Below are 21,273 nucleotides of genomic sequence, written 5' to 3'. Positions count from 1 at the left end.
GCGCGGGCAACCCTCAGCACTTCACCCGCTTCTGCTCGCGATCGACGGCGGCTTTCACGCCGGCCGAGGCGCGCGGGTATTTGCGCGTGATCTCGCCGAAGGCCGCGCAAGCGGCTTCCTTCTCCTTCAGGGCCGCCAGCGACTGGCCCAGCCGGAGCAGCGCATCCGGCGCCTTCGCCGACTTCTCGTGTTTGGTCGTCACCGCCAGGAAGACCTCGGCAGCCTCGCGATATTGCTGCCGCTGGAAGAAGCTCTCGCCGAGCCAATATTGCGAGTCGCCGACCATCGGATCGTTGGGATACTTTTGCGCGAAGTTGCGCATGGTCTGTTCGGCCAGCGCATAGTCCTTGCGCTGCATATAGCCGATGCCGAGGTCATATTCGTCGCGCGGCGACTGCGTCGGTGGCGCCGTGTCGATCCCGCCCGGGCCGGGAGCAGCCGCAGCAGCCGGTGGCGCCCCGCTTTGCGGGTATCGGCCCGCCGGAGTATTGGCGAGGTTCATCGGCTGGCCGGCGGGTGCACCGCCGCCGCTCTGCATCGGCAGCTGACCGCCACCGAGCGCCTGCGGCGCGCCCGGCGCATTCGGATTCTGGTTCGGATCGAAGGCGTCGCCGCGGCGCCCTCCCCTGCCCGGACCAGCCGGATCCTGCGCGATTGGCGCAGGTGCTGCAGCCTGCGGCTGGCCATATCCAGGCTGCTGCTGGGGATAGGCCTGGGGCTGGCCGCCATATTGCGGTTGGGCAGGCTGTCCGTAGCCTGGCTGCGCCGGCTGACCATAGGCCGGGGTCGGCTGCGGCGGTGGTGCGGCGGCGGCATTCGGCTGTGCCGCGGGCGCTCCGGGCACCCCGCCCTGGATCTGGCGCAGCCGCTCCTCGAGCTGGCGGTTGCGGTACTGCAATTCCTCGTTCTGGCCGGTGAGCTGCCGCAGCTGATTCTCCAGCCGCTCGATGCGCACCTCCGGATCCTCATCGGCCTGCGCCCAGGCCGGCGATGACAAGACCGGCAACGACAGCAGCACCAGCGCAGCTATCGTCGCAGCGGCGGTTCCTTGAAGGGTTTTGGATGACATGTTGCCCTGAACGACCGGATCGGAGCACTCGAACGCGCGCCTCTTTGGGCGAGGCACTTACTGCAAAAATCCGATTCAGACAAATGACGTTCGAGCGAAAGATGCAAGCCGCAAACGCGACAAAGCCGGCGCCCCTTCCGGACGCCGGCTTTGGTTGGTCAATCTTGTTCAGGCTTATGAACTGGCGTTCAGGACCGTGACCGCGCGGCGGTTCTGCGACCAGCAGGAGATGTCGTTGCAGACCGCGACCGGGCGCTCCTTGCCGTACGAAATCGTGCGCATGCGGCTCGGGTCGATGCCGCGCGAGGCGAGATAGTTGCGGACCGATTGGGCGCGGCGGGCGCCGAGCGCGATGTTGTATTCGCGGGTGCCGCGCTCGTCGGCATGGCCTTCGATGGTGAACTGATAGCGCGGATAGGTCTGCAGCCACTGCGCCTGCTTGTCTAAGGTCGCGGTCGCCTGCGGCGTGAGGTCGGTCTGGTCGCTTTCGAAGAACACGCGGTCGCCGACATTCACCACGAAGTCCTGCTGGCTGCCCGGCGTCGCTGCGTTTGCATTGGCGTCCATACCGGTCAGATTCTTGTTGGCGCAGGCGCCCATCGACAGCGCGACCGCGAGCACGGCGGCCAGCTTCAATCCCTGGAGGATACGCATCTGATATTTCATTCCGGAGCCTCCACGCTCACGTTCTAGACTGTCATCCGGTCTACAGGGCGATGGTTAAGCGAACGTTCCGTCAACCTTGACGAGGTCTTGCTGGACTGGGTCAAAAGCTAACGAACCGCCAAAAGCGACCGCGGTGGTTAATGCGTTGTAAATGTGGCGCCAGGGTGAAGGCAAGAGTCCGGCCGGTGGAAATGCAGGACTTCCGGGCCGATTTTCCGGAACAAAAGATTTTGCGCAACAATTTCTGGCTTGACCGGTTTTGCAGCCAAAAAACAGTGCAAATGCCGCCGTTCAGCCGGCAATCACAGCCGGGCGAATCCTGAACGAGCGGATGAAGGCCTGATCGCCGGGACGCTCGAACAGCATGCGCCGCTCGAACGCGCTCGAACGCATGAAGGGAAAGCGCTGGAACACCCGGTCGCGGATCGAGGGATAATGCGCAGCGACCAACCCGACCGGCTTGATCAGGCCGGAATAGAGCCGCGGCTCGCCCCAAGGCTCCTGGAGAAACACTTTGCGATAGAACGCCCGATGCTCGGGCCGGACATTGGCGAGGCCGATGTCTGCGTTGAAATGCGCGCAGGCAACATAGCCGAGGCGCACTGTGACGTAGGGCAGAGCCGGAAAACGGCGCGCCTTTTCGGGATCAGCAACGAATCGCGTCGGATCGATGATCACTTTGCCCCGATCCAGTTCCGGAAGGATCAGATCCGGGAACATTCCGGCTGACAGCGATTCGCGCCACTCCGAGTTCAGGACGCTGACGCGGATCGAGCTGTAAAGGTCGCCATCGACGAAGACGCCAAAGATGAAACTGTTCGGCAGATCATCATATTCGTCGGTGACGCGTTCGCTCTCGGACGGGAGGATCGCCCCCTCGCGCAGATAGGCGTTGTAGCGCAGGCGGTAGATCCGCTCTTTGTCTTCCGGGGTTACTGCCAGTCTGTAGTCGACATTCTCTAAAGGGTCGGCCTTCCGTTCCAGAGCAACAGCGGCGGATCCAGCCGCAGACTTCATAAGAAACCCCTTTGCACACAACTTTTACGCGAACAGTTAAAGCTTAACAGCTCGTTAACAGGGATGCAAAGATTTCAGCGGCATAGAGTTAATGACGTGTGGGACGCCCGTAATACAACGGATCGTATTGGTGTCTTTGGCGGTTCAGCCGATCGAGCGGCCACGAACCGCGAACATAGGATCGTTGTCCGATTGGCGGCCATGCGAGGCATTGAGGAGCTGGCGGATGCGCACAGCCGGCACCGGCCGGCTGAACAGATAGCCCTGAGCCTCCGTCACCGTGCCATCGACGCTGATCAGTTCAAGTTGCTCATTGGTTTCGATGCCCTCAACCACGACCGACATGCCGAGATCGGCCGAAAGACGTGCCACGCCACGCAGCAAGGTCAGCGGACGGTCGGTGTCGATGCCCTCGAGGAACGAGCGATCGATCTTCACCTTCTGCAGCGGGAAGTTATGCAGATAGCTCAGGCTGGAATAGCCGGTGCCGAAATCATCGAGCGAAATCCGCACGCCGATCGCATGCAGTTGCGAGAGCACGTCGTGGGTCAGCTGCGTGTTGCGCAACAGTGAGGATTCGGTGATCTCGATCTCAAGCCGATGCGGCGGCAGGCCCGAGACCTCCAGGGCATAACGCACCTCGCTCAAGACATCGCGCTGATGAAACTGCTGCGGCGAGAAGTTCACGGCAACGCTGACCGTCTCCGGCCATTTGACGCATTCCAGGCACGCCCTGCGCAGAATCCAGCGTCCAAGATCGACGATCAGCCCCATATCCTCGGCCACCGGAATGATGTCGACCGGCGACACGGTGCCCCGCACCGGATGATTCCAACGCAACAGCGCCTCGCAGGTCGAGATCCTGCCGGATTTGAGATTGACGAGCGGCTGGTAGAACAGCTCGAATTCCTCGTTGGCCAGCGCCTTGCGCAGATCGAGCTCGAGCGTGCGTCGCGCTTCGACGGTCTGGGCCAGCTCGTCGCGGAAGAAGCAGAAGGTGCCGCGCCCGTCGGCCTTGGCGCGATAGAGCGCCATGTCGGCGTTCTTCAACAGGGTGTCGGCGCTGACGCCGGGCGCAGTCATCGCGATGCCGACGCTGGCACCGATCTCGACCAGATGATTGTCGATCTTATAGCGCTCGCTCAAATGATCCACGATCCGCCGCGCCAAGATCGCGGCATCGTCGTTGGAACGGATGTTGCGCTGGAAGACCACGAATTCGTCGCCGCCGAAGCGGGCCACGAAATCCTCGGGCCGCAGCATGTCACGCAATCGCCGCGCCACCGCACAGAGCAGCTGATCACCGCAAGGATGTCCGAGCGTGTCGTTGACCTGCTTGAACTGGTCGAGATCGACGAACAGCAGCGCCGAAAGCTGACCGTCCGGCTGGCGTATGTTCAGCAGACGCTCGATCTCATCGCGGAAGCTGACGCGGTTCGGCAAGGTGGTCAGTTCGTCGTAGCGCGCCAGATGAGTGATTCTGGCTTCGGCCTGCCGGCGCTCCGTAATGTCCTCGAGCAACACCACCGCCCCGCCACCGGCCATCGGCTGGAATGTCCAGGACAGCGAGCGGTTGCGCCTCAAGTCCGGATCGGTGGTGACGATGTTGTGGGCCTTGGTATTCTCGATCTGGGCCAGGATGATGGTGCCGTTGACCGCCGAGATCGAGCCGGCGTTGACGCATGCGCCGACGATGTCGTGTGCGCTCGCACCGCTGTGAATGATGTCGTCCGGCAGACCGGCCATCTGGCAGAAGCGATAGTTCATGACGGCGAGTTTGCCGTCGGCGCCGAACATGCACAGACCGTGCGGCATGTTGTTGAGCGCGGTATCGAACTGGCTGGCCAGCGCCGCCTCGCCCTCGCGCGCGACGAAGGCCGTGACGAACATCTTCTGCAGATTGGTCGAGATGTGCTTCAACGACAGGAAGAACAGGACGCAGAACGCGGCCATGCCCAGGTAATAAGGGCTGCCGTTCAGCATGAGCGCGATCGTCAGCGGTCCGCACGCCAGCACGATCTGAACGTGGAAGATCCAGGGACGTCCATAGGTCCGGCCCGCCCCTGCGGACATGTAGCAAAGCGTGACGGCGATCGCGATCAGATGCACGACAGGGTCGGGGCTGTCAGCCACCGCGGCGAAGCACCACACGCCGAGGACCAGCGCGTAGACCATCGCGCCGACCTGGTAACGGAGCTCCCAGCGCGCGATCGCCGATTGCGACAGCTGATGGGTATCGCGCAGCCGTCGGTAACGGCGCATGTCGAGGGACCGAAACGCGCCGACAATGATCAGCAGAACGGCACACGGCCAAAGCTTGGGATCGCCGCTCTTGATCGCGGTCATCACGGCCGCGACCGCCGCGCAGAGCGCGCCGGCGAACATCGGACCGGGGTCCTGGAACAGAGAATCGATCAGCGCCGCGTGGATCGCGGGCGACATCCTCTGATCAGTATATCCCTTCTGACTTGCAAGCTGCATTCGACCGCGCGTGTCCCGTTCGCCGCGCAGTATTACCGATGGCAGATGAAGTCTTTCTGAGTGAATATCGTTAGCGGAAGCTTGCTGCAGCCGCGCAGGAGCGAAATCCATCCATCCATACAACGGACTAGGCAAGGCTTGCCCGGTCCCGGCATCATAACACCGGTGCGTGTATCTTATAAATGATACACGTGAGCATATTTTTGGGCCGGCGGCCCTGCCCGCGCGCTTACGACAGCAGCGGCGACCACGCCGGATCCGACGCGTAGCCCGGGGTGGGAACCTTCAGCTCGTTGCGGCCGGAGATGTCGATCGAGTAGAGCGACGGCCCCGCGTTACCGCCGGGATCGCGGAAGAACATCAACACGCGCCCGTTGGGGGCGAAGGTCGGGCCCTCATTGTGGAAGCCGGCGGTGAGGATGCGCTCGCCCGAGCCGTCAGGCTTGATGACGCCGATCGAGAACTGACCGCCACCCTGCTTGGTGAAAGCGATGTAGTCGCCACGCGGCGACCACACGGGAGTCGAATAGGTGCCGTCGCCGAACGAGATGCGCTGTGCCTGCCCGCCGCCCGCTGGCATGACGTAGATCTGCGGCTTGCCGCCGCGATCGCTTTCGAAGCAGAGCTGGCTGCCGTCCGGCGAGTAGCAGGGCGAGGTATCGATCGCCGGCGTGTCGGTCAGCCGCGTCGTGGTGCGCGAGCGCAGGTCCATCACGAACAGGTTGGAATTGCCGCCCTGCTGCAGGCTCATGATGATGCGCTGGCCGTCGGGCGAGAAGCGCGGCGAGAACGACATGCCCGGGAAGTTGCCGACGATCTCGCGCTGGCCGTTCTCGATATTGAACAGATAGACCTTCGGGTCGCCCTGCCCGAATTCCATATAGGTGATTTCCTGGCTCGACGGCGAGAAGCGTGGCGTCAGCACGAGATCGGCGCCGCGCGTGAGATAACGCACATTGGCGCCATCCTGGTCCATCAGCGCCAGCCGCTTGACGCGGCGCTCGGACGGACCGCTCTCATCGACGAACACGACGCGGCTGTCGAAATAGCCCTTCTCGCCGGTCATCTGCGCGTAGATCTGGTCGGAGATGATGTGGCCGATGCGGCGCCAATATTCCGGCGCGGTGACATATTGCGCGCCGGTGACCTGCTGCTGCGAGTCGATGTTCCAGAGACGAAATTCGGCCTTGAGCCGGCCGTCGGGCTGACGCGTTGCACGTCCGGTCACCAATCCCTGCAGATTGAGCGGCCGCCAGCTCGCGAACTGCGGCGGAACGTCGAAATTGGTGATGCGCTCGGCGAAGGCAGCCGGATCGATCGGAGCAAACAGCCCGCTGCGCTTGAGGTTGTTGTTGATTACCTGCGAGATGCCGTTGGCGACGTCGGCGTCGGCCGGACCTCCCGGCACGAAGGGCGGGATCGCGATCGGAATCGGGTGGAACGCATCCGGCTCGATGCGCACACGGCCCTGCTGCTGCTGTCCCTGCTGCGCCAATGCGGCAGACCATCCCAGCGAGGCGGCCGCGACGCCGGCACCGGCAATAAAGCGGCGGCGTGACAGCCCATGACGTGAACGCATGACAAGCTTGGATTCGAAATTCGCACTCATCGCATGTCTTTCAGGGAAAACGTGGTCTCGATCTTCCTCCAGCTGTCGTACTGATTTTTCGGGAGGAAGGTGTAAGTCTGGCACTGGACGATGGCGCGCTTTGCGCTCTCGGCCATCGCCGCGGCAACCGATCGGGATGGCCCGCGAAGGGCCACGACCACCGGCTCGGCCGCAAGCGTTCCATCGGGACGCATCGGAATGTCGATATCGGCCTCGAAGAGATCGGCATCCTGGCCGTTATACGGGAAGCCGAAGCAGCGCCGCACCGCCGTCATGAACGCTCCGCGCCAGCTCGCGACATTGCTGTCCGCCATCCCGCGCGCGGTGCCGAGCGCGGCGTTAGCGTTCAGTTCGGCGCCGGCGGCCGCCTGCCGGGTCGGGTCTTTTTGATTGATCAGGCTCGAAATCTTCTCGTAGTCGAACTTGCGCTCGGTCTTGTGCTTCGGAGGCTCGGGCTGCGCGGCGTCAGCCAGCTGCTGCTTCGGCGGCTGCTTGGCCTTATCCTTGTTCAGCATGCTCGCGATCTGGTCCGGGTTGAACGGATCGGGCTTCTTCTCTTCCGGCTTCGGCTTGTCGGCAGGCGCAGGCTGCGGCGGCTCCGGCTTCTTCTCGGCCACCGGCTTCGGCGGATCAGGTTTCTTCTCGACCGGCTTGGGTGGATCGGGCTTCTTCTCCACCGGCTTGTCGGGCTTCGGCTGCGGCGTCGGCGCTGCATCCGTTTCGGTCACCGGCTTGGTATCGACCTTGCCGACGATGTCTTCGGCCGGCTTCTTGTCGCCGATCTTGTCGACGAGCGGCTTCGGGTTCTCCTTCTTGCCGTCGAGGTGACCGGCCTTGGCCTTGGACGTGTTGTCGTCCGAGATCACGTCGACCGGCACCAAGTCCTCAGGCGGCGCCACCATCGAGCGCGCGGAAAAGCTGAACAGCCCCCAGCCGAGCACGATCACGTGCAAAAGCACGGAGAGCACCGTGCCTTTGCGCGTGCGCACGAACCGGGTGACATCGGACAGCGTCATGAGCCCTGTTCCGGTAGCACGACAATGCTGGCGCGGTAGCCGGCGTCGCGCGCCATGCCCAGCACCTTCATCATGTCGGCATAGCAGGCGTCGCGGTCGCCGCGGATCTTGACCACGTTCTCGCCGCCCGCGCCATTGGCTTCCTTCATCGCCTTGATCTTGGGCCCGAGCTCGTTCAGCGCGATCTGCGTCTCGCCGAGATAGACGTCGACCTTGGAGGCGCAGCCGCCCCCGGTTTTCTTAACGGTGACCTCGAGCGGAGGCTTGGCGTCGGCGGTCGAGGCCGAGCCACCTTGCGCCTGCGGCAGGTCGACCTGGATGTTTACGGTCAGTAGCGGCGCGGCGACCATGAAGATGATCAGGAGCACGAGCATCACGTCGACCATGGGCGTGACGTTGATCTCCGCCATGACAGCCTTGTTGCGCCGGCCCCGACGGCCACCGCCGCCGGACGCGCTTCCCATGCTCATGCCCATGTTCTGGTGCTCGCCATAGCCGCTACAGTATACCCGTCCTCATCCCCGCTCGTCGATCTGACGCGACAGGATTGCGGAAAATTCATCCGCAAAACCTTCGAGACGCTGGGCCTGCCGGTTCACCTCCGAGGTGAATTTATTGTAGAAAATGGTCGCGGGAATGGCCGCGATCAGACCGATCGCGGTGGCAAACAGCGCCTCCGCAATACCGGGCGCGACCACGGCCAGCGAGGTGTTCTTCGACGCGGCGATCGACTGGAAGCTCGACATGATGCCCCAGACGGTGCCGAACAGGCCGACGAAGGGGCCGGCAGAGCCAACCGTGGCGAGCACCAGCAGCCGGCGTTCCAGCCGTTCCACCTCGCGCGTGATCGAGACGTTCATCACTTTGTCGATCCGCATCTGCAGACCGGCGAATGAGCGGGCGTGGCCCTCGAAGGAGCGCTTCCATTCGCGCATCGCCGCCACAAAACAGGCTGCCATCGACTGGGTCGGCTTGGCCGATAGCGCGCGATAAAGCTCCTCGATCGATTCACCGGACCAGAACGCCTGCTCGAAGCGATCCATCGAGCGGCGGGTGCGGGAATAGAGAAATGTCTTGTCGATCGCGATCGCCCACACCCAGACCGAGCAGGTGATCAGGCCGAGCATGACGCCCTTCACCACCCAATGCGCCTGCCAGAACAGCGCGATCAGCGAGACATCGCCCGAGACGACCGGTAAGGCGGACTGACCGACGTCGGCCGGGTTCATTGGCAGTATCCTCTCAAATTTCCCAAGTCTGACTGTCTCACGTCTTGAGCGTCCCAAATCCTGTTGCAAGTCCTGTCTTGCAAGTCTTTGTTGCAGGTGTTCCGGGAACAGGCAGCAGGCGGGGGTCACAGCCGCTGCCGTCGCGGCGGTAAAGCGCCTACGCGATGAACCCTGTCTTGGTCGCTTGGGAGGCCCGCCGAAGCCTTCTGGCCTCCTTCTCCCGCCAAAATGTCAAAACAAGGGCTGCTTGCGCGACTTTACTCGGAGCTCACCAAACCCCGCCGACGGTTAAGGCGGGGTTACCGCGCGCGAGTTTCAAAGGCGAAAGCCCTGGCGGTGCAACCCGTTATGGACACGTCCCGATCACAAGCTCGGCATTTGGGAGGCCAGAGCGCGGGAGGGAGCCGCAGTCTCCGCCCTTCCCGTCCCAGCGAAGGGTAAGAGGACGGTCCAAAGCAAAAACGCCCGCCTGCGGGATGCAGACGGGCGTCTTATGGCCATCAGGTTGGGGGCTGGATCGACCTGAGGCTCAATGTCGCAGCAGCTATCAGCCCTGCTGCGGCTGATCGTTCGGCGGGGTCGGACGCTGGCGGTGCTGGGCCATGAAGGCGTCGAACTCCTCCTTGTCCTTGGCGTGACGCAGGCGGCTCAGGAACTCCTTGAATTCGCGCTGTTCCTCCTCGAGCCGCTCCAGCGTCTCCATGCGGTATTCATCGAAGGCGCGGTTGCCGCTCGAGGGCGGCGCGAAGGCGAAACCAAAGCCGCGGCGCTCCATTTTGTCGCGCATCCGCTCCATCTTCCACTGCATCCGCTCCATCTTATTCTGCCAGCGGTCGCCGCCATTCCAGCACGCCATTTTTCTGCTCCCGAGTGTGAAAAAGAGAAGGGCAAGTCCGATCGGCCACCAAATGATGAAGCCGAGGATGGTCACAGCGATCCACCCGGGATGCCACGGCGACTCCATCATGTGGGGCCGTCGGTACTGGTCCTCGTCGGGGCCGCGCCATCGATTGACGTCTGCGCTGTAGGCCATCTGCCTCTCCATCACGGCATGCGCCGTTGTGAATGTAAATAACATTTACATAGCTAGCTCAACCATGAATTTTGTCAAGGCGACCACCTGACGCGTCGCTTGAATTATTTGTGAAAGATTATTTCGCCCGGCCCCATGGACCGGCCGGACGCTCGTCCTCGGGCAGCGGCGGCGGCTCGGCCGCTGCGCTGGAGGTGGTGTTGCGGCGATCGGTCGGGAAGCCGAGCCCGCGCACATAGATCAGGAGCTCGGCTTCGAGCAGCTCCTCCGGCGACATCGGCAGCTTGCGGCGGGCCGCATCGCCGCGCGCAAACAGCGAGGCGATGCCATGCGCCATCGACCAGATATGCAGCGCCATCATCATTGCCGGCGGGCGCGGCGCGCCGGGCGGGGCCAGCGCTGCGAGCCGCTCCGCAGCCGCGCGAATGACGCCGAAGGCACGTTCGCCGGCTGCCATCAGTCCGGGCGAGGAATCCGTCGGCACGCCGGATTCGAACATCGCCGAATAGAAGGCCGGCTCCTCGCGGGCAAAAGCGAGATAGGCCTTGCCCACCCGCTCGAATGCGGTGACCGTGTCGGGCCGGCCGTCGTCCCAGGCGGCGGAGAGCTGGCTTTCGAACTGCTCGAAGCCGCGCTGGGCAATGCTGGTCAACAGTTCGTCGCGGTCGCGGAAATGCCGGTACGGCGCGGCCGGGCTGACACCCGCCATGCGGGCGGCGTCCGCAAAGGTGAAACCAGCGGCACCCTTCTGCGCGATCAGGTCGAGCGCGGCCTGCAGCAGCGCCTCTTTGAGGTTGCCGTGATGATAGCCGCGCTCGGCGCGGCGCTGTTCCTTGCGCCAGCTCATGTGAAGGGCTTTTACATGAGCCGGCCACGCAGAAGCCAGAGCTTTTCGGAGAGCCCACAATGCGGGGAAAGTCACCCTCCCCTGGAGGGGGAGGGTCGATCGCGGGCGAGCGGGGTGGCGTGACCTCCGCAATCGGTCGTCATTGGTTCGACTATTCTCAAAGCGCCTGACCTGGCCCATGAACATGGGCACCGGGGACGCGGATGGCGGCGTCACCCCACCCCGGCTCGCATTTCGCTGCGCTCATGCTCATGCGAGCCGACCCTCCCCCTTCGGGGGACGGTGAACACCAGCTCGCCGCACGATAAGGGCTCCGATCAGCCCAAACATGCGTACTCCCCCACCGCAACAGCGATGGTCTTTCAGTCGACAGCCACCACTAACCGCCCGGGATCGGCAGCACCGGCATGATCTCGACCCGCTCGCCCGGGAAAATCGCAAAATGCGGATGGTTCTCGAACATCCTGGCGGCATCCTCGTGCGAGGCAGCGCGGACCACCGTGAACGCGCCCATCTCGTTGCTGATGTCGGTGATGCCGCCGTTGTCGACCCGCTTGGTCTTGCCGAGCGGACCGCCCAAGCCGGCGATCGCATCCTTGTGCTTATTGACCCAGGCATGCCAGGCGGCCATGCCCTGCTGCTCCCGCGCTTTCCGATCGGCTTCGGACAGTGCCTCCCACGCCTTCCATTGCGGGCTGGTCCGGCTGCCAAGAAACACGGCGAGATAAGTGTTGCTGTTGTCGGTCATCGATTTTTCCTCGTTCTGCGCAATGGGGGTGGATCAGCGTCGGCCGGCGCGCGGCAGCGCGTCGAAGCCGGCAGCTGCCTTCTGAACATCCTCGGAGAAATCCGCCATCTCCTGCACCTGGCGAATCTCGATGATCTCGTTGTCGGATGCCGGGCATTTTTTGGCCCAGCCGATCGCCTCCTCACGCGAGGCGACGTCGATCATCCAGTAGCCGCCGAGCACCTCCTTGGATTCGGTGAACGGACCGTCGGTCACGACCGGCTTGCCACCGGCAAACGAGACCCGGGCGCCCATCGACGGCGGATGCAGCCCGTCCAGCGTGATCAGCACGCCTGCGTCCTTCAGCGCCTCGTTGTAGCGCATCATCGCCGCGACACGCTCGGGATCGAGCTGAACGTCAGGCGGCGCCGCCTCATAGCCGAGCGGAATCATCAGCATCATGAATCGCATCGTCACCTTCCTTTTTGACTTCGCGCCTCGACCGGACAATCCGGCCGTCCTCAACAAGACGAACCGGCGGTTGCCGCACCGACAGGGCCCGCAGAAAATATTTCGCAAGTCATTGTGTTTGGCAGGACAACGCATCGCCCCGGCAGCTGCGCAATCACGTCCGGCAGGTGTAAATTGCTCGTCGTGCCAGATGGGAGCCGTGGGTACCAGCCGGAACCCGGTCTTCCCTGCGCCTCTCTGAGTGGGAGGCAAAGATTTTCGCAAAGCTCGGGCGCAAATGCTCCGCGGGGGTGCCCTGGGACGCCGTACGCTGTTCGAGACGTAAACCCGGAGACTCAGGCCGTGACGTCGCCAAGCCTTCCTCTGTCGTCCCGGCAAACGCCGGGACCCATACCGCGGATTCTATCGGATAGAAGCAAACTATCAGTCATCGTCTAGCAAGGCCGGTGGTTATGGGTCCCGGCGTTCGCTGGGACGACATCGGAGATTGCCGAAACAACTCGCGCCCCCCGAATGACGTGGGACTACCGCGCCTTCCCGGCCCGGCTGAGCAAGAAGATCCCCTGCTCGCCGAACATGTTCCAGAACCACCAGGGCATATTGAAGCGCAGCGGGCGGGCGTAGGAGTCGAGCGCCACCGCGCGCTCCATCTTGACGTTGATCTCGTCGCAGAGCTGGACGAAGTCCTTGATGGTGCAGAAATGGATGTTGGGCGTGTCGTACCAGGTCGCCGGCAGGTTCTCCGTCCGCGGCATGTGGCCGCCGATCAAAAGCTGCAGGCGCATGCGCCAGAAGCCGAAATTCGGAAACGTCACGATCGCGCGCCGGCCAATGCGCAGGAGATTTTCGAGCACCGCCTTCGGCCGGCGTGTCGCCTGCAGGGTCTGCGACAGGATCACGTAGTCGAACGCGTCGTCGGGATAGTTGGAAAGGTCGGTGTCGGCATCGCCCTGCACCACCGCAAGGCCCTTCGCGACGCAATGGTTGACGCCCTCGCGCGACAGCTCGATGCCACGTCCGTCGATGCCGCGGCTCTCGAGGAGCTGCAAAAGATCGCCGTCGCCGCAGCCGACGTCGAGCACCTTCGAGCCGCGATCGACCATCTCGGCGATCAGGAGATGATCAGGACGATAGGCGAGCGCCTCGCGCGCCGCCGCGCCGTTCAACGGCAGGACCTGTTGCAGCGACATCATCACTCTCCCGGCTCGTTCAGCCCGCGCGCCTTGCCCGCGGATTCGAGGAAGGCATGGGCGATGTCGAAGAATTCGGGTACATCGAGCAGGAAGGCATCATGCCCCTTGTCGGTCTCGATCTCGGCGAACGACACCCGTGCGCTGGACGCGTTGAGCGCATGCACCAGCGCGCGCGATTCCGCGGTCGGAAACAGCCAGTCACTGGTGAAGGAGACGACACAGAAGCGCGTCTCGATGCCGCGGAAGGCTGCCGTCAGCACACCATCATGATCAGCGGCGATGTCGAAATAATCCATCGCACGGGTCAGATAGAGATAGGCGTTGGCGTCGAAGCGCTCGACAAAGGACGAACCTTGATAGCGCAGATAGCTCTCGACCTGGAAGTCGGCGTCGAAGGAAAAGGTCGGCAGCTCGCGATCCTGCATGCGGCGGCCGAACTTGCGATGCAATGCGGCGTCCGAGAGGTAGGTGATGTGCGCGGCCATCCGCGCCACCGCGAGCCCGCGATGCGGATGCACTGCCTTGTCGGCGTAGCGGCCGTGATCCCAGTCCGGATCGGCCATCACGGCCTGGCGACCGAGCTCGTGGAAGGCGATGTTCTGCGCCGAGTGGCGCGTCGCGCAGGCGATCGGCAGCGCCGAGAACACCCGCTCCGGATAGGCCGCCGTCCACTGCAGCACCTGCATGCCACCCATCGAGCCGCCAACAACAGCAAACAGCGTCTCGATGCCGAGATAGTCGATCAGCATCGCTTGCGCGCGCACCATGTCGGGGATGGTGATGATCGGAAAATCCAGGCCCCAGACCTTTCCGGTCGCAGGGTTGAGCGAGGCGGGGCCGGTCGAGCCCATGCAGCCGCCGATGACGTTGGAGCAGATGATGAAGTAGCGGCTGGTGTCGAGTGGACGGCCCGGGCCGACCATGGTCTCCCACCAGCCAGGCTTGCCGGTCATCGGATGACGGTTGGCGACATGCTGATCGCCGGTCAGCGCGTGGCAGACCAGGATCGCATTGGACTTGTCGGCATTGAGCTCGCCATAGGTCTGGTAGGCGATCTGGAACGGCGCGAGGTCAACGCCGCAGTCGAGCCGCAACGGCTTATCAATGCCGAACTCAGCGACCGGCGAGCTCGGATGATCGACCTCATGCGAACGCTCCTGCGGCGGGATCGCGCGCCGCGGCGTTTTCGATTTGGGCGTCAGGCCTGTCATGTCTCTGTCCCCGGCGCTTGCCGAGGCTCCCGAACCACGTGACATATCAGGCCATAAAAAACCCGGCCTGAACTTGGGTTCGGCCGGGATCGAAACTGTCCCCGGCCTGTTTAGCGAGTTTTTTAACGTGGCTGCAAGCCGGCCGGCTCAAATGACCACGGAACAGGCATTAACCTAGTCCCGCGCACGACCGACGTCAAGGCGAGCGGTGGTTAACGGCATCCCGCTGACGTTGCAGCTGTAGCAATTCTGAAAGCCAAGCAGCGCGGGGTAAACTTGGTGTTGCGCAGACCTCATCGATGGGACAGAACGACAAAGGCCTGCCGCGCAGCAGGCGTTGCATGCAGCATAGAGATTATCGCGCGATGCCCGAGACGCCTCCCGCCCCGCCCTCGCTTACGGATCTGCGCAAGGAGATCGATGCGATCGACGAGCAGATGCATCAGCTGTTGATGAGGCGCGGCGACATCATCGATCGGCTGATCCAGGTGAAGAAGACGCAGGAGGTCGGCTCGGCCTTCCGCCCGGCGCGCGAAGCCGACATGATGAAGCGCCTGGTTCAGCGCCATCGCGGCATTCTGCCGCTCGATACGGTCGAGAGCATCTGGCGCGTGATCGTGTCCACGTTCACGTATGTGCAGGCGCCGTTTTCCGTGCATGCCGACGTCTCGGTCGGCGAGGCTGCGATGCGCGATTCCGCGCGGTTCCATTTCGGCTTCCTGGTGCCTTATGTGGCGCATTTCAGCGCCCAGGCCGCGGTCGAAGCGGTGGCGAAATCCAAGGGCGATCTGGCGCTGGTCTCGGTGACATCGGGGCATACGCCGTGGTGGATCGCGCTCGAGCCGGTCGGCGCGCCGAAGATCATCGCCCGGCTGCCATTCCTGGAGCGCGCTGATCATCCGGCGGCGCTGCCCGTGTTTGCGATCTCGCGCGTGGCCGACGACGCGCTGCTGCTGGAAGTCGAGACCTGGAGCATCCGCGTCTCCGGATGGAATGCCCAGGTCGCGCGGGCGCTATCGCCTCTGGCCGATATCGTAACGGTGCCGGATACCGCCTTCGACAGCGCCGCCCTTCTGGTCTCGATCGAGGCCCCCTCGAGCCTCGAAAAGATCAGGGCAGCCCTGATCGCGGCGGGCGCCTCAGTGCGCTCGACGGCCCTCGTCGGCGGCCATGCAAAGCGCTATACGGTCCCGAGCTAGGGCCTGAGCCTCTGGCCGCCCTGTTACCTCCGGAGTCTTGAGATGTCCCGCCCCGTGCCGAATCCCGGCATCCTCGATATTGCGCCCTACACGCCCGGCAAGAGCCCGAAGCCGGAGCCGGGCCGCAAGGTGTTCAAGCTTTCGGCCAATGAGACCCCGTTTGGGCCATCACCGAAGGCGATCGAGGCGTACAAGAGTGCGGCTGGTCATCTGGAGGACTATCCCGAAGGCACCTCCCGGGTGCTGCGCGAAGCGATCGGCCGCGCCTTCGGCCTCGATCCCGACCGCATCGTTTGCGGCGCCGGTTCTGACGAGATCCTCAATCTGCTCGCGCACACCTATCTCAGCCACGGCGACGAGGCGATTTCGACCACGCACGGCTTTCTGGTTTATCCGATCGCGACCATGGCCTGCGGCGCTAAGAACGTGGTCGCAGCCGAGCGCGAGTTCACCTGCGATGTCGACGCAATCTTGAATGCGGTTACACCGCGCACCAAGCTGGTGTGGCTGGCCAATCCGAACAATCCAACCGGCACCTATATTCCATTCGACGAGGTGAAGCGCCTGCGCGCCGGCCTGCCGTCGCATGTCGTGCTGGTGCTGGATGCGGCCTATTCCGACTACGTGTCGCGGAACGATTATGAGCTCGGCATCGAGCTCGTCGCCACCACAGAGAACACCGTGGTCACGCACACGTTCTCCAAGATCCACGGTCTTGCAGCGCTGCGCGTCGGCTGGATGTTCGGCCCGGCCCACATCATCGATGCGGTGAACCGGATTCGCGGCCCGTTCAACGTCTCCACGCCGGCGATGCTCGCAGCCGTGGCTGCGATCGAGGACACCGCGCATGTGCAGATGTCGAAAACCCACACCGAGACATGGCGCAATTGGCTGTCTGAGGAGATCGGCAAGCTCGGCCTGAAAGTCACGCCGAGCGTGACGAACTTCGTCCTGATCCACTTCCCGGCCGAGAAGGGCAAGACCGCCGCCGAGGCCGACGAGTTCCTGACCCGGCGTGGCCTGGTGCTGCGCGCGCTCGGCAACTACAAACTTACGCATGCGCTGCGCATGACGATCGGCACCGAAGAAGCCAATCGCCTGGTGGTGGACGCCTTGCGCGAATTCATGGGGCCGAAGTGAACGCATCGCCGAAATTCGAGCGCCTCGCCCTGATCGGCTTTGGCCTGATCGGCGGCTCGATCGCCCGCGCCGCACGCGCGCACGGTCTGGCCGGCGAGATCATCACGACGGCACGCTCGGAGAAGACGCGCGCGCGCATCGCCGAACTTGGCATTGTCGATCGGGTGGTCGCGAGCAATGCGGAAGCCGCGGATGGTGCCGACCTCGTCATCCTCTGCATTCCCGTCGGCGCCTGCGGGCCTGTCGCGCAGGAGATCGCTGGCCACCTCAAGCCGGGCGCGATCGTCTCCGATGTCGGCTCGGTCAAGGGCGCCATCGTCCGCGACATGGCGCCGCACCTGCCGAAAGAGGTTCATTTCGTTCCGGCGCATCCCGTCGCAGGCACCGAGAATTCCGGGCCTGATTCGGGTTTTGCGGAGCTCTTCATCAACCGCTGGTGCATCCTGACCCCGCCGGAAGGGGTCGACGCCGGTGCAGTCGACCGGCTTCGCGCATTTTGGGCTGCGCTCGGCGCCAAGGTCGAGATCATGACGCCCGATCATCATGATCTCGTGCTCGCGATCACCAGCCATCTTCCGCATCTGATCGCCTACACGATCGTCGGCACGGCCGACGAACTCGCGCAGGTCACGGAATCCGAGGTGATCAAGTTTTCCGCCGGCGGATTCCGCGACTTCACCCGCATCGCGGCCTCTGATCCGACGATGTGGCGCGACGTATTCTTGAACAACAAGGACGCCGTGTTGGAGATGCTCGGCACCTTCAATGAGGATCTCGCCAAGCTGACCCGCGCGATCCGTCGCGGCGACGGCCAGGCGCTGTTCGATCATTTCGCCCGAACCCGCGCGATCCGTCGCGGCATCGTCGAGATCGGTCAAGATTCCGCCGCGCCCGATTTCGGCCGACCGCATCCGCAGATCAAGCAGCCGTAAGGGCTGAGACCCGCGCAGCTCCTGCTAAAACAGTGGCGGGATCTGCGCGACCTTGAACGGGCCAAGCACGACCGCGCCATCGGAGATGCGCAACGGGAATGTGCGCGCCTTGCGCCCTTCGAGCACGGCTTCCTTGCCCAGCGCGTTGATGCTGGCAGCGACGCCGGCATTGGCATTTTGCTTGACGACTTTGCCGAGCCCTGGAATCGCGCGGTCCAGCGCGCCGAACAGATTGTTGAGATCCTGCGACTTCACGCCGGGAGCGACGCGATCGAGCGTCGACTGCGGCACGCCGCTGTCGAGCATCTTGTCGATACCCAACGCCGGGATCACCTTCTCCATCCCCGCAACGGTCATCTGCAGCTCACCATCGATATTGCCATTCGGTGTGAGGCTGAGCGTGCCCGAGGCCACGGCAAGCAATTCGCCCTGCTGAATCCGCGACTGCACGATCTCGACATGCCCGCCCGCAGCCTGGATCTCCCGAAACCGCTCCGGCCACGGTTTTGGCCGGAAATCCTTCAGCCCAGAGAGCCGCGTCTGAATGTCGGCATTGAAGGGTTCGGCGAGCAGCGGATGGCTGCCCTGAATGCTTCCGCTCGCGATCTGCAGCGCGGTCTCGATCACCGGATGATCCGTCGGCGATCCCTCGGCAAGGCGGCCGTGCAATTCGACATGATCAGCGCGCGCAAGCGGGACCTGGTTGGCTCCATCGATCCGATCGATCGTGGGATTGTCGAACACCAGTGCTCCACGCTCCGGCGCGACAGGCAAGCCGTAGACACTGGCCTCGCCGAGCCGCCAGTTCACCGCGAAGGACGCAGGATCGCTGCCGTTCGAAATCGCCGCGGGTCCCGTGAATTCGGCGATCAGACGTTTCGGGTCATAGACCTGCGCGACGACCAGGATCTCGCCGAGCTTGGCTGTCATCAGCGGGATGCGGGCCGCCTGCCCGAACAGCGAGACGCTCGGATCCTCGCAGCGGACCTCGAGCCGGAACGGGAAGCCGGCGACCGAATGCCGCGCGCAATCATAGACGCGTCCGGACTTCGCCTCGCGCGCACGCCAGGCATCGGCCTGGACATCGACCTGCGAAGCGGCAAAAAACCAGAATGCGCTCCACGCCACGGCGGCGATCAGGAGCAGAACGGGAGCGATGAAAAGCCCCCACAGCGGGCGCCTGCGCGGCGCTGACCTCATATCGGACATGCGGGGACCCTTTGCGGAGCAATTTTGGCAATTCGGCGATCACGGATTGTGTATTTAAGTTAACGAATGCGCATCGGCCAGCATGGGGCTCCTAATCTTATGGCGACAATGAACCTGTCTGAGAGCGAATTCCCTCATGGCGATCTCTGGGTCTTTGGTTATGGCTCGTTGATGTGGCGGCCCGGGTTCGATTTCGTCGAGCAGGTTCCGGCGCGGCTGATCGGTGAGCATCGCGCGCTGTGTGTGTATTCCTTCGTTCATCGCGGCACACCGGAGAAACCGGGGCTGGTGCTCGGGCTTGACCGCGGTGGCGCGTGCCGGGGGATCGCGTTCCGAGTCAAGGAACAGGACCGCGAAACGGTGATCGCCTATCTGCGCGCACGCGAGCAGGTCACGTCGGTCTATCGCGAGGTGAAGCGCTCGGTGTGGCTCGAGAACGAGGCCCGCCAGCGGGTGAGCGCGCTGACCTATGTGGTCGATCGTGGTCACGTGCAATATGCCGGCCGGCTGTCGCCAGTCGAGCAGCTCCGCCACGTGCGGCAGGGCCACGGCCAATCCGGCCCCAATCGCGAGTATGTGCTCTCGACCGTGAAGGCGATCGAAGCCCAAGGCTTTCGCGACGCGCAGCTGCATCGGCTGGCGCTGATGCTGCACGACGACGGCCATGCGCGGCATCCACCGCAAGACGGAGCATAACACCTCACGCCTTGGCCGCCTGCGGCACACGCCCGAACAGCTGCGCCTGCTCCGCCTCGCCCGCAGCGACGAGACGATTGGTCGCATCCTCGATCGCGGTTTCGACACGGGAGAGAAACTCCTCGCGCGGCAGCCCCGGCGGCAGCGGATCGAGGAATTCGACGACCAGCGTGCCGGGATAACGCATGAAAGAGTTGCGCGGCCAGAACAGGCCGGAATTGAGCGCGACCGGCAGGCACGGCACGCCACAATCGACGTAGATCAGGCCAACGCCGGCCTTATAATGCGGCGGTGCGCCGGGCGGCCGGCGCGTGCCCTCCGGAAAGATCACGAACTGGCGTCCGCGTTTCACCTCCTCGGATGCGCGGCGCACGACCTGCATCAAGGCGCGCCTGCCGGCGCTGCGGTCGATCGCAACCATGTCGGCCTTCATCAGGAAGAGGCCGAAGATCGGAATGCGCCTAAGCTCGCGCTTGAGCACGAAGAATGGCTCGTCGAAGAAGTGCAACAGCGAGATGGTCTCCCACATCGACTGATGCTTGGCGGCGACGATCAAAGGACCCTTCGGGATCTTCTCGACGCCGCGATATTCGACCCTGATGTTGCAGATCACGCGCATCAACAGGATGTTGGTCTGCCCCCACCAATTGGCGACGCGCATCAAGGCCTTCCGGGGCATCGCAAGGGTCGGCAGCGCCACCAGCGCCCAGAAGATGAACACCGGATAGAACAGGATGTTGAACACCAGCGAACGCAGAAAGATCGAAACCATCGCACATCCTGTTCAATTGGCCTGCGCCGTGGCCGGACGATGCGCCAGCGCTCCGCTCGGCGGTTCGCCCTCCGGCGCGAGATCGAGGCCAAGATCGGCGAGACGCACCCTGACCTCGGCGGCGACATATTTCGCATATTCGGACAACAGCAGCCGCAACGTGGGACCGCTGGTCCACCACGGCTCGTCCCGCCAGCGCTCGCCGACCACGGCGTAGGGAATGAGATCGATATCCGGCATCGCGTGCGAGAGCTCCACGATCGCGCGCGGCATGTGGTAGTTCGAGGTCACCACGATCACCGACTTGAAGCCGCGCTCATGCGCCCAGCGCCGGGTCTGGGCGGCATTGCTGCGGGTATTGATCGCCGAATAATCCAGATCGACGCAGCAGGCGATGAACGACCGCGCCTCGGGCAGCGAGCGCGAAATGTCATTGGCGTCGTTGGTCGGATGCACGCCCGAGATCAACAGCCGCCTGCCATAGCCGCTGGCCAACAGCTCGACCGCGTCCGATACGCGCGACGAGCCGCCGGTGAGAACGACGATGCCGTCGGCCTGGCGCTCCGGCTTGATCTCGGCGCCACGCAATTGCGACAGGAAGCCAATAAAGCCGATCGCCGCGACCAGAAAGCCCAGCGCCAGCGCGGCCACCATTCCCGCCACACCGCGCCGAACCACCCGAAAAAAGGAGGGGCTCGGCGGCGTATCGTCGGTCTGCGAACCCATGCGACGTCCGGCGGTCCTCTCCTTGGATCA

The 21,273-nt window shown here is 63.8% G+C and carries 21 protein-coding genes and 1 riboswitch; of the genes, 4 read left to right on the top strand and 17 right to left on the bottom strand.

Translation table 11 applies throughout. The features are described 5' to 3' along the window. Positions 1-13 precede the first annotated feature (13 nt). The 14 genes from ybgF to BRAS3843_RS35665 all read right to left on the bottom strand — a co-directional run bounded on the left by ybgF (position 14) and on the right by BRAS3843_RS35665 (position 14,569). A complete protein-coding gene (gene ybgF / locus BRAS3843_RS35730; protein WP_008974147.1) occupies positions 14-1,069 on the bottom strand; it encodes a tol-pal system protein YbgF in 1,056 nt (351 codons plus the stop codon). Positions 1,070-1,243: 174 nt separating this feature from the next. Next, positions 1,244-1,735, bottom strand: a complete 492-nt coding sequence (gene pal, locus BRAS3843_RS35725; RefSeq protein ID WP_035983915.1) for a peptidoglycan-associated lipoprotein Pal — start codon at positions 1,733-1,735, stop codon at positions 1,244-1,246. 291 nt (positions 1,736-2,026) lie between these two features. Then, a complete protein-coding gene (locus BRAS3843_RS35720; protein WP_008974144.1) occupies positions 2,027-2,752 on the bottom strand; it encodes a hypothetical protein in 726 nt (241 codons plus the stop codon). Between the two features lie 144 nt (positions 2,753-2,896). Beyond that, on the bottom strand, positions 2,897-5,233 hold the full coding sequence (locus BRAS3843_RS35715; protein ID WP_035983914.1) for an EAL domain-containing protein: 2,337 nt from the start codon (positions 5,231-5,233) through the stop codon (positions 2,897-2,899). A gap of 229 nt (positions 5,234-5,462) precedes the next feature. Then, the gene (gene tolB / locus BRAS3843_RS35710; RefSeq protein WP_244425558.1) at positions 5,463-6,812 is read right to left on the bottom strand and encodes a Tol-Pal system beta propeller repeat protein TolB; all 1,350 of its coding nucleotides are present in this window, start codon (positions 6,810-6,812) and stop codon (positions 5,463-5,465) included. A gap of 26 nt (positions 6,813-6,838) precedes the next feature. Continuing rightward, positions 6,839-7,858, bottom strand: coding sequence for a cell envelope integrity/translocation protein TolA (locus BRAS3843_RS35705; protein ID WP_008974141.1), 1,020 nt, complete (start codon positions 7,856-7,858; stop codon positions 6,839-6,841). After that, entirely contained in the window at positions 7,855-8,334 is a 480-nt protein-coding gene (locus tag BRAS3843_RS35700; protein ID WP_035983913.1) for a biopolymer transporter ExbD, read from the bottom strand. Before BRAS3843_RS35700 ends, BRAS3843_RS35705 begins: the two co-directional genes overlap by 4 nt. Positions 8,335-8,373: 39 nt before the next feature. Then, entirely contained in the window at positions 8,374-9,087 is a 714-nt protein-coding gene (tolQ, locus tag BRAS3843_RS35695; protein WP_008974139.1) for a protein TolQ, read from the bottom strand. 547 nt (positions 9,088-9,634) lie between these two features. Continuing rightward, a complete protein-coding gene (locus BRAS3843_RS35690; RefSeq protein WP_035983930.1) occupies positions 9,635-10,120 on the bottom strand; it encodes a DUF2852 domain-containing protein in 486 nt (161 codons plus the stop codon). A gap of 118 nt (positions 10,121-10,238) precedes the next feature. Further along, positions 10,239-10,967 carry a TetR/AcrR family transcriptional regulator gene (locus BRAS3843_RS35685; protein ID WP_008974137.1) on the bottom strand — a complete coding sequence of 243 codons (729 nt, stop codon included), beginning with the start codon at positions 10,965-10,967 and terminating at the stop codon, positions 10,239-10,241. Positions 10,968-11,346: 379 nt separating this feature from the next. Then, positions 11,347-11,715 carry a hypothetical protein gene (locus BRAS3843_RS35680; protein ID WP_008974136.1) on the bottom strand — a complete coding sequence of 123 codons (369 nt, stop codon included), beginning with the start codon at positions 11,713-11,715 and terminating at the stop codon, positions 11,347-11,349. 33 nt (positions 11,716-11,748) lie between these two features. After that, entirely contained in the window at positions 11,749-12,165 is a 417-nt protein-coding gene (locus tag BRAS3843_RS35675) for a YciI family protein (protein WP_008974135.1), read from the bottom strand. 524 nt (positions 12,166-12,689) lie between these two features. Next, positions 12,690-13,355 (bottom strand): methionine biosynthesis protein MetW, encoded by a 666-nt coding sequence (gene metW / locus BRAS3843_RS35670; RefSeq protein WP_008974134.1) that lies wholly within the window; start codon positions 13,353-13,355, stop codon positions 12,690-12,692. A 2-nt stretch (positions 13,356-13,357) separates the two neighbouring features. Continuing rightward, positions 13,358-14,569, bottom strand: coding sequence for a homoserine O-acetyltransferase (locus BRAS3843_RS35665; RefSeq protein ID WP_008974133.1), 1,212 nt, complete (start codon positions 14,567-14,569; stop codon positions 13,358-13,360). Between the two features lie 89 nt (positions 14,570-14,658). Then, positions 14,659-14,738, bottom strand: a riboswitch (SAM riboswitch). Between the two features lie 196 nt (positions 14,739-14,934). Here BRAS3843_RS35665 and BRAS3843_RS35660 point away from each other — a divergent pair. The 3 genes from BRAS3843_RS35660 to BRAS3843_RS35650 are packed head-to-tail and all read left to right on the top strand — an operon-like array spanning position 14,935 to position 17,840. Further along, on the top strand, positions 14,935-15,768 hold the full coding sequence (locus BRAS3843_RS35660) for a chorismate mutase (RefSeq protein WP_008974131.1): 834 nt from the start codon (positions 14,935-14,937) through the stop codon (positions 15,766-15,768). Positions 15,769-15,810: 42 nt separating this feature from the next. After that, entirely contained in the window at positions 15,811-16,908 is a 1,098-nt protein-coding gene (gene hisC / locus BRAS3843_RS35655) for a histidinol-phosphate transaminase (RefSeq protein WP_008974130.1), read from the top strand. Then, positions 16,905-17,840, top strand: a complete 936-nt coding sequence (locus BRAS3843_RS35650; protein ID WP_008974129.1) for a prephenate/arogenate dehydrogenase family protein — start codon at positions 16,905-16,907, stop codon at positions 17,838-17,840. The genes hisC and BRAS3843_RS35650 overlap by 4 nt, the downstream gene beginning before the upstream one ends. A 24-nt stretch (positions 17,841-17,864) precedes the next feature. Here the strand turns inward: BRAS3843_RS35650 and BRAS3843_RS35645 are convergent, their stop codons facing one another. Beyond that, positions 17,865-19,049, bottom strand: a complete 1,185-nt coding sequence (locus tag BRAS3843_RS35645) for a DUF2125 domain-containing protein (protein ID WP_008974128.1) — start codon at positions 19,047-19,049, stop codon at positions 17,865-17,867. Between the two features lie 108 nt (positions 19,050-19,157). Between BRAS3843_RS35645 and BRAS3843_RS35640 the strand changes: the two genes are divergently transcribed. Next, complete coding sequence (locus tag BRAS3843_RS35640; RefSeq protein WP_175361184.1) at positions 19,158-19,745, top strand: gamma-glutamylcyclotransferase; 588 nt, start codon at positions 19,158-19,160, stop codon at positions 19,743-19,745. A gap of 4 nt (positions 19,746-19,749) precedes the next feature. On the opposite strand, the gene BRAS3843_RS35635 is transcribed toward BRAS3843_RS35640, so the two are convergent. Both BRAS3843_RS35635 and BRAS3843_RS35630 read right to left on the bottom strand, forming a co-directional pair. After that, complete coding sequence (locus BRAS3843_RS35635; protein ID WP_008974126.1) at positions 19,750-20,517, bottom strand: lysophospholipid acyltransferase family protein; 768 nt, start codon at positions 20,515-20,517, stop codon at positions 19,750-19,752. A 12-nt stretch (positions 20,518-20,529) separates the two neighbouring features. Then, a complete protein-coding gene (locus BRAS3843_RS35630) occupies positions 20,530-21,171 on the bottom strand; it encodes a YdcF family protein (RefSeq protein WP_035983928.1) in 642 nt (213 codons plus the stop codon). Positions 21,172-21,273: the final 102 nt, after the last annotated feature.

The organism is Bradyrhizobium sp. STM 3843 (assembly GCF_000239815.1).
Lineage (GTDB): Bacteria > Pseudomonadota > Alphaproteobacteria > Rhizobiales > Xanthobacteraceae > Bradyrhizobium.
The sequence above is the reverse complement of the archived record's forward strand: the minus strand, read 5'-3'. Positions and strand labels throughout refer to the sequence as shown.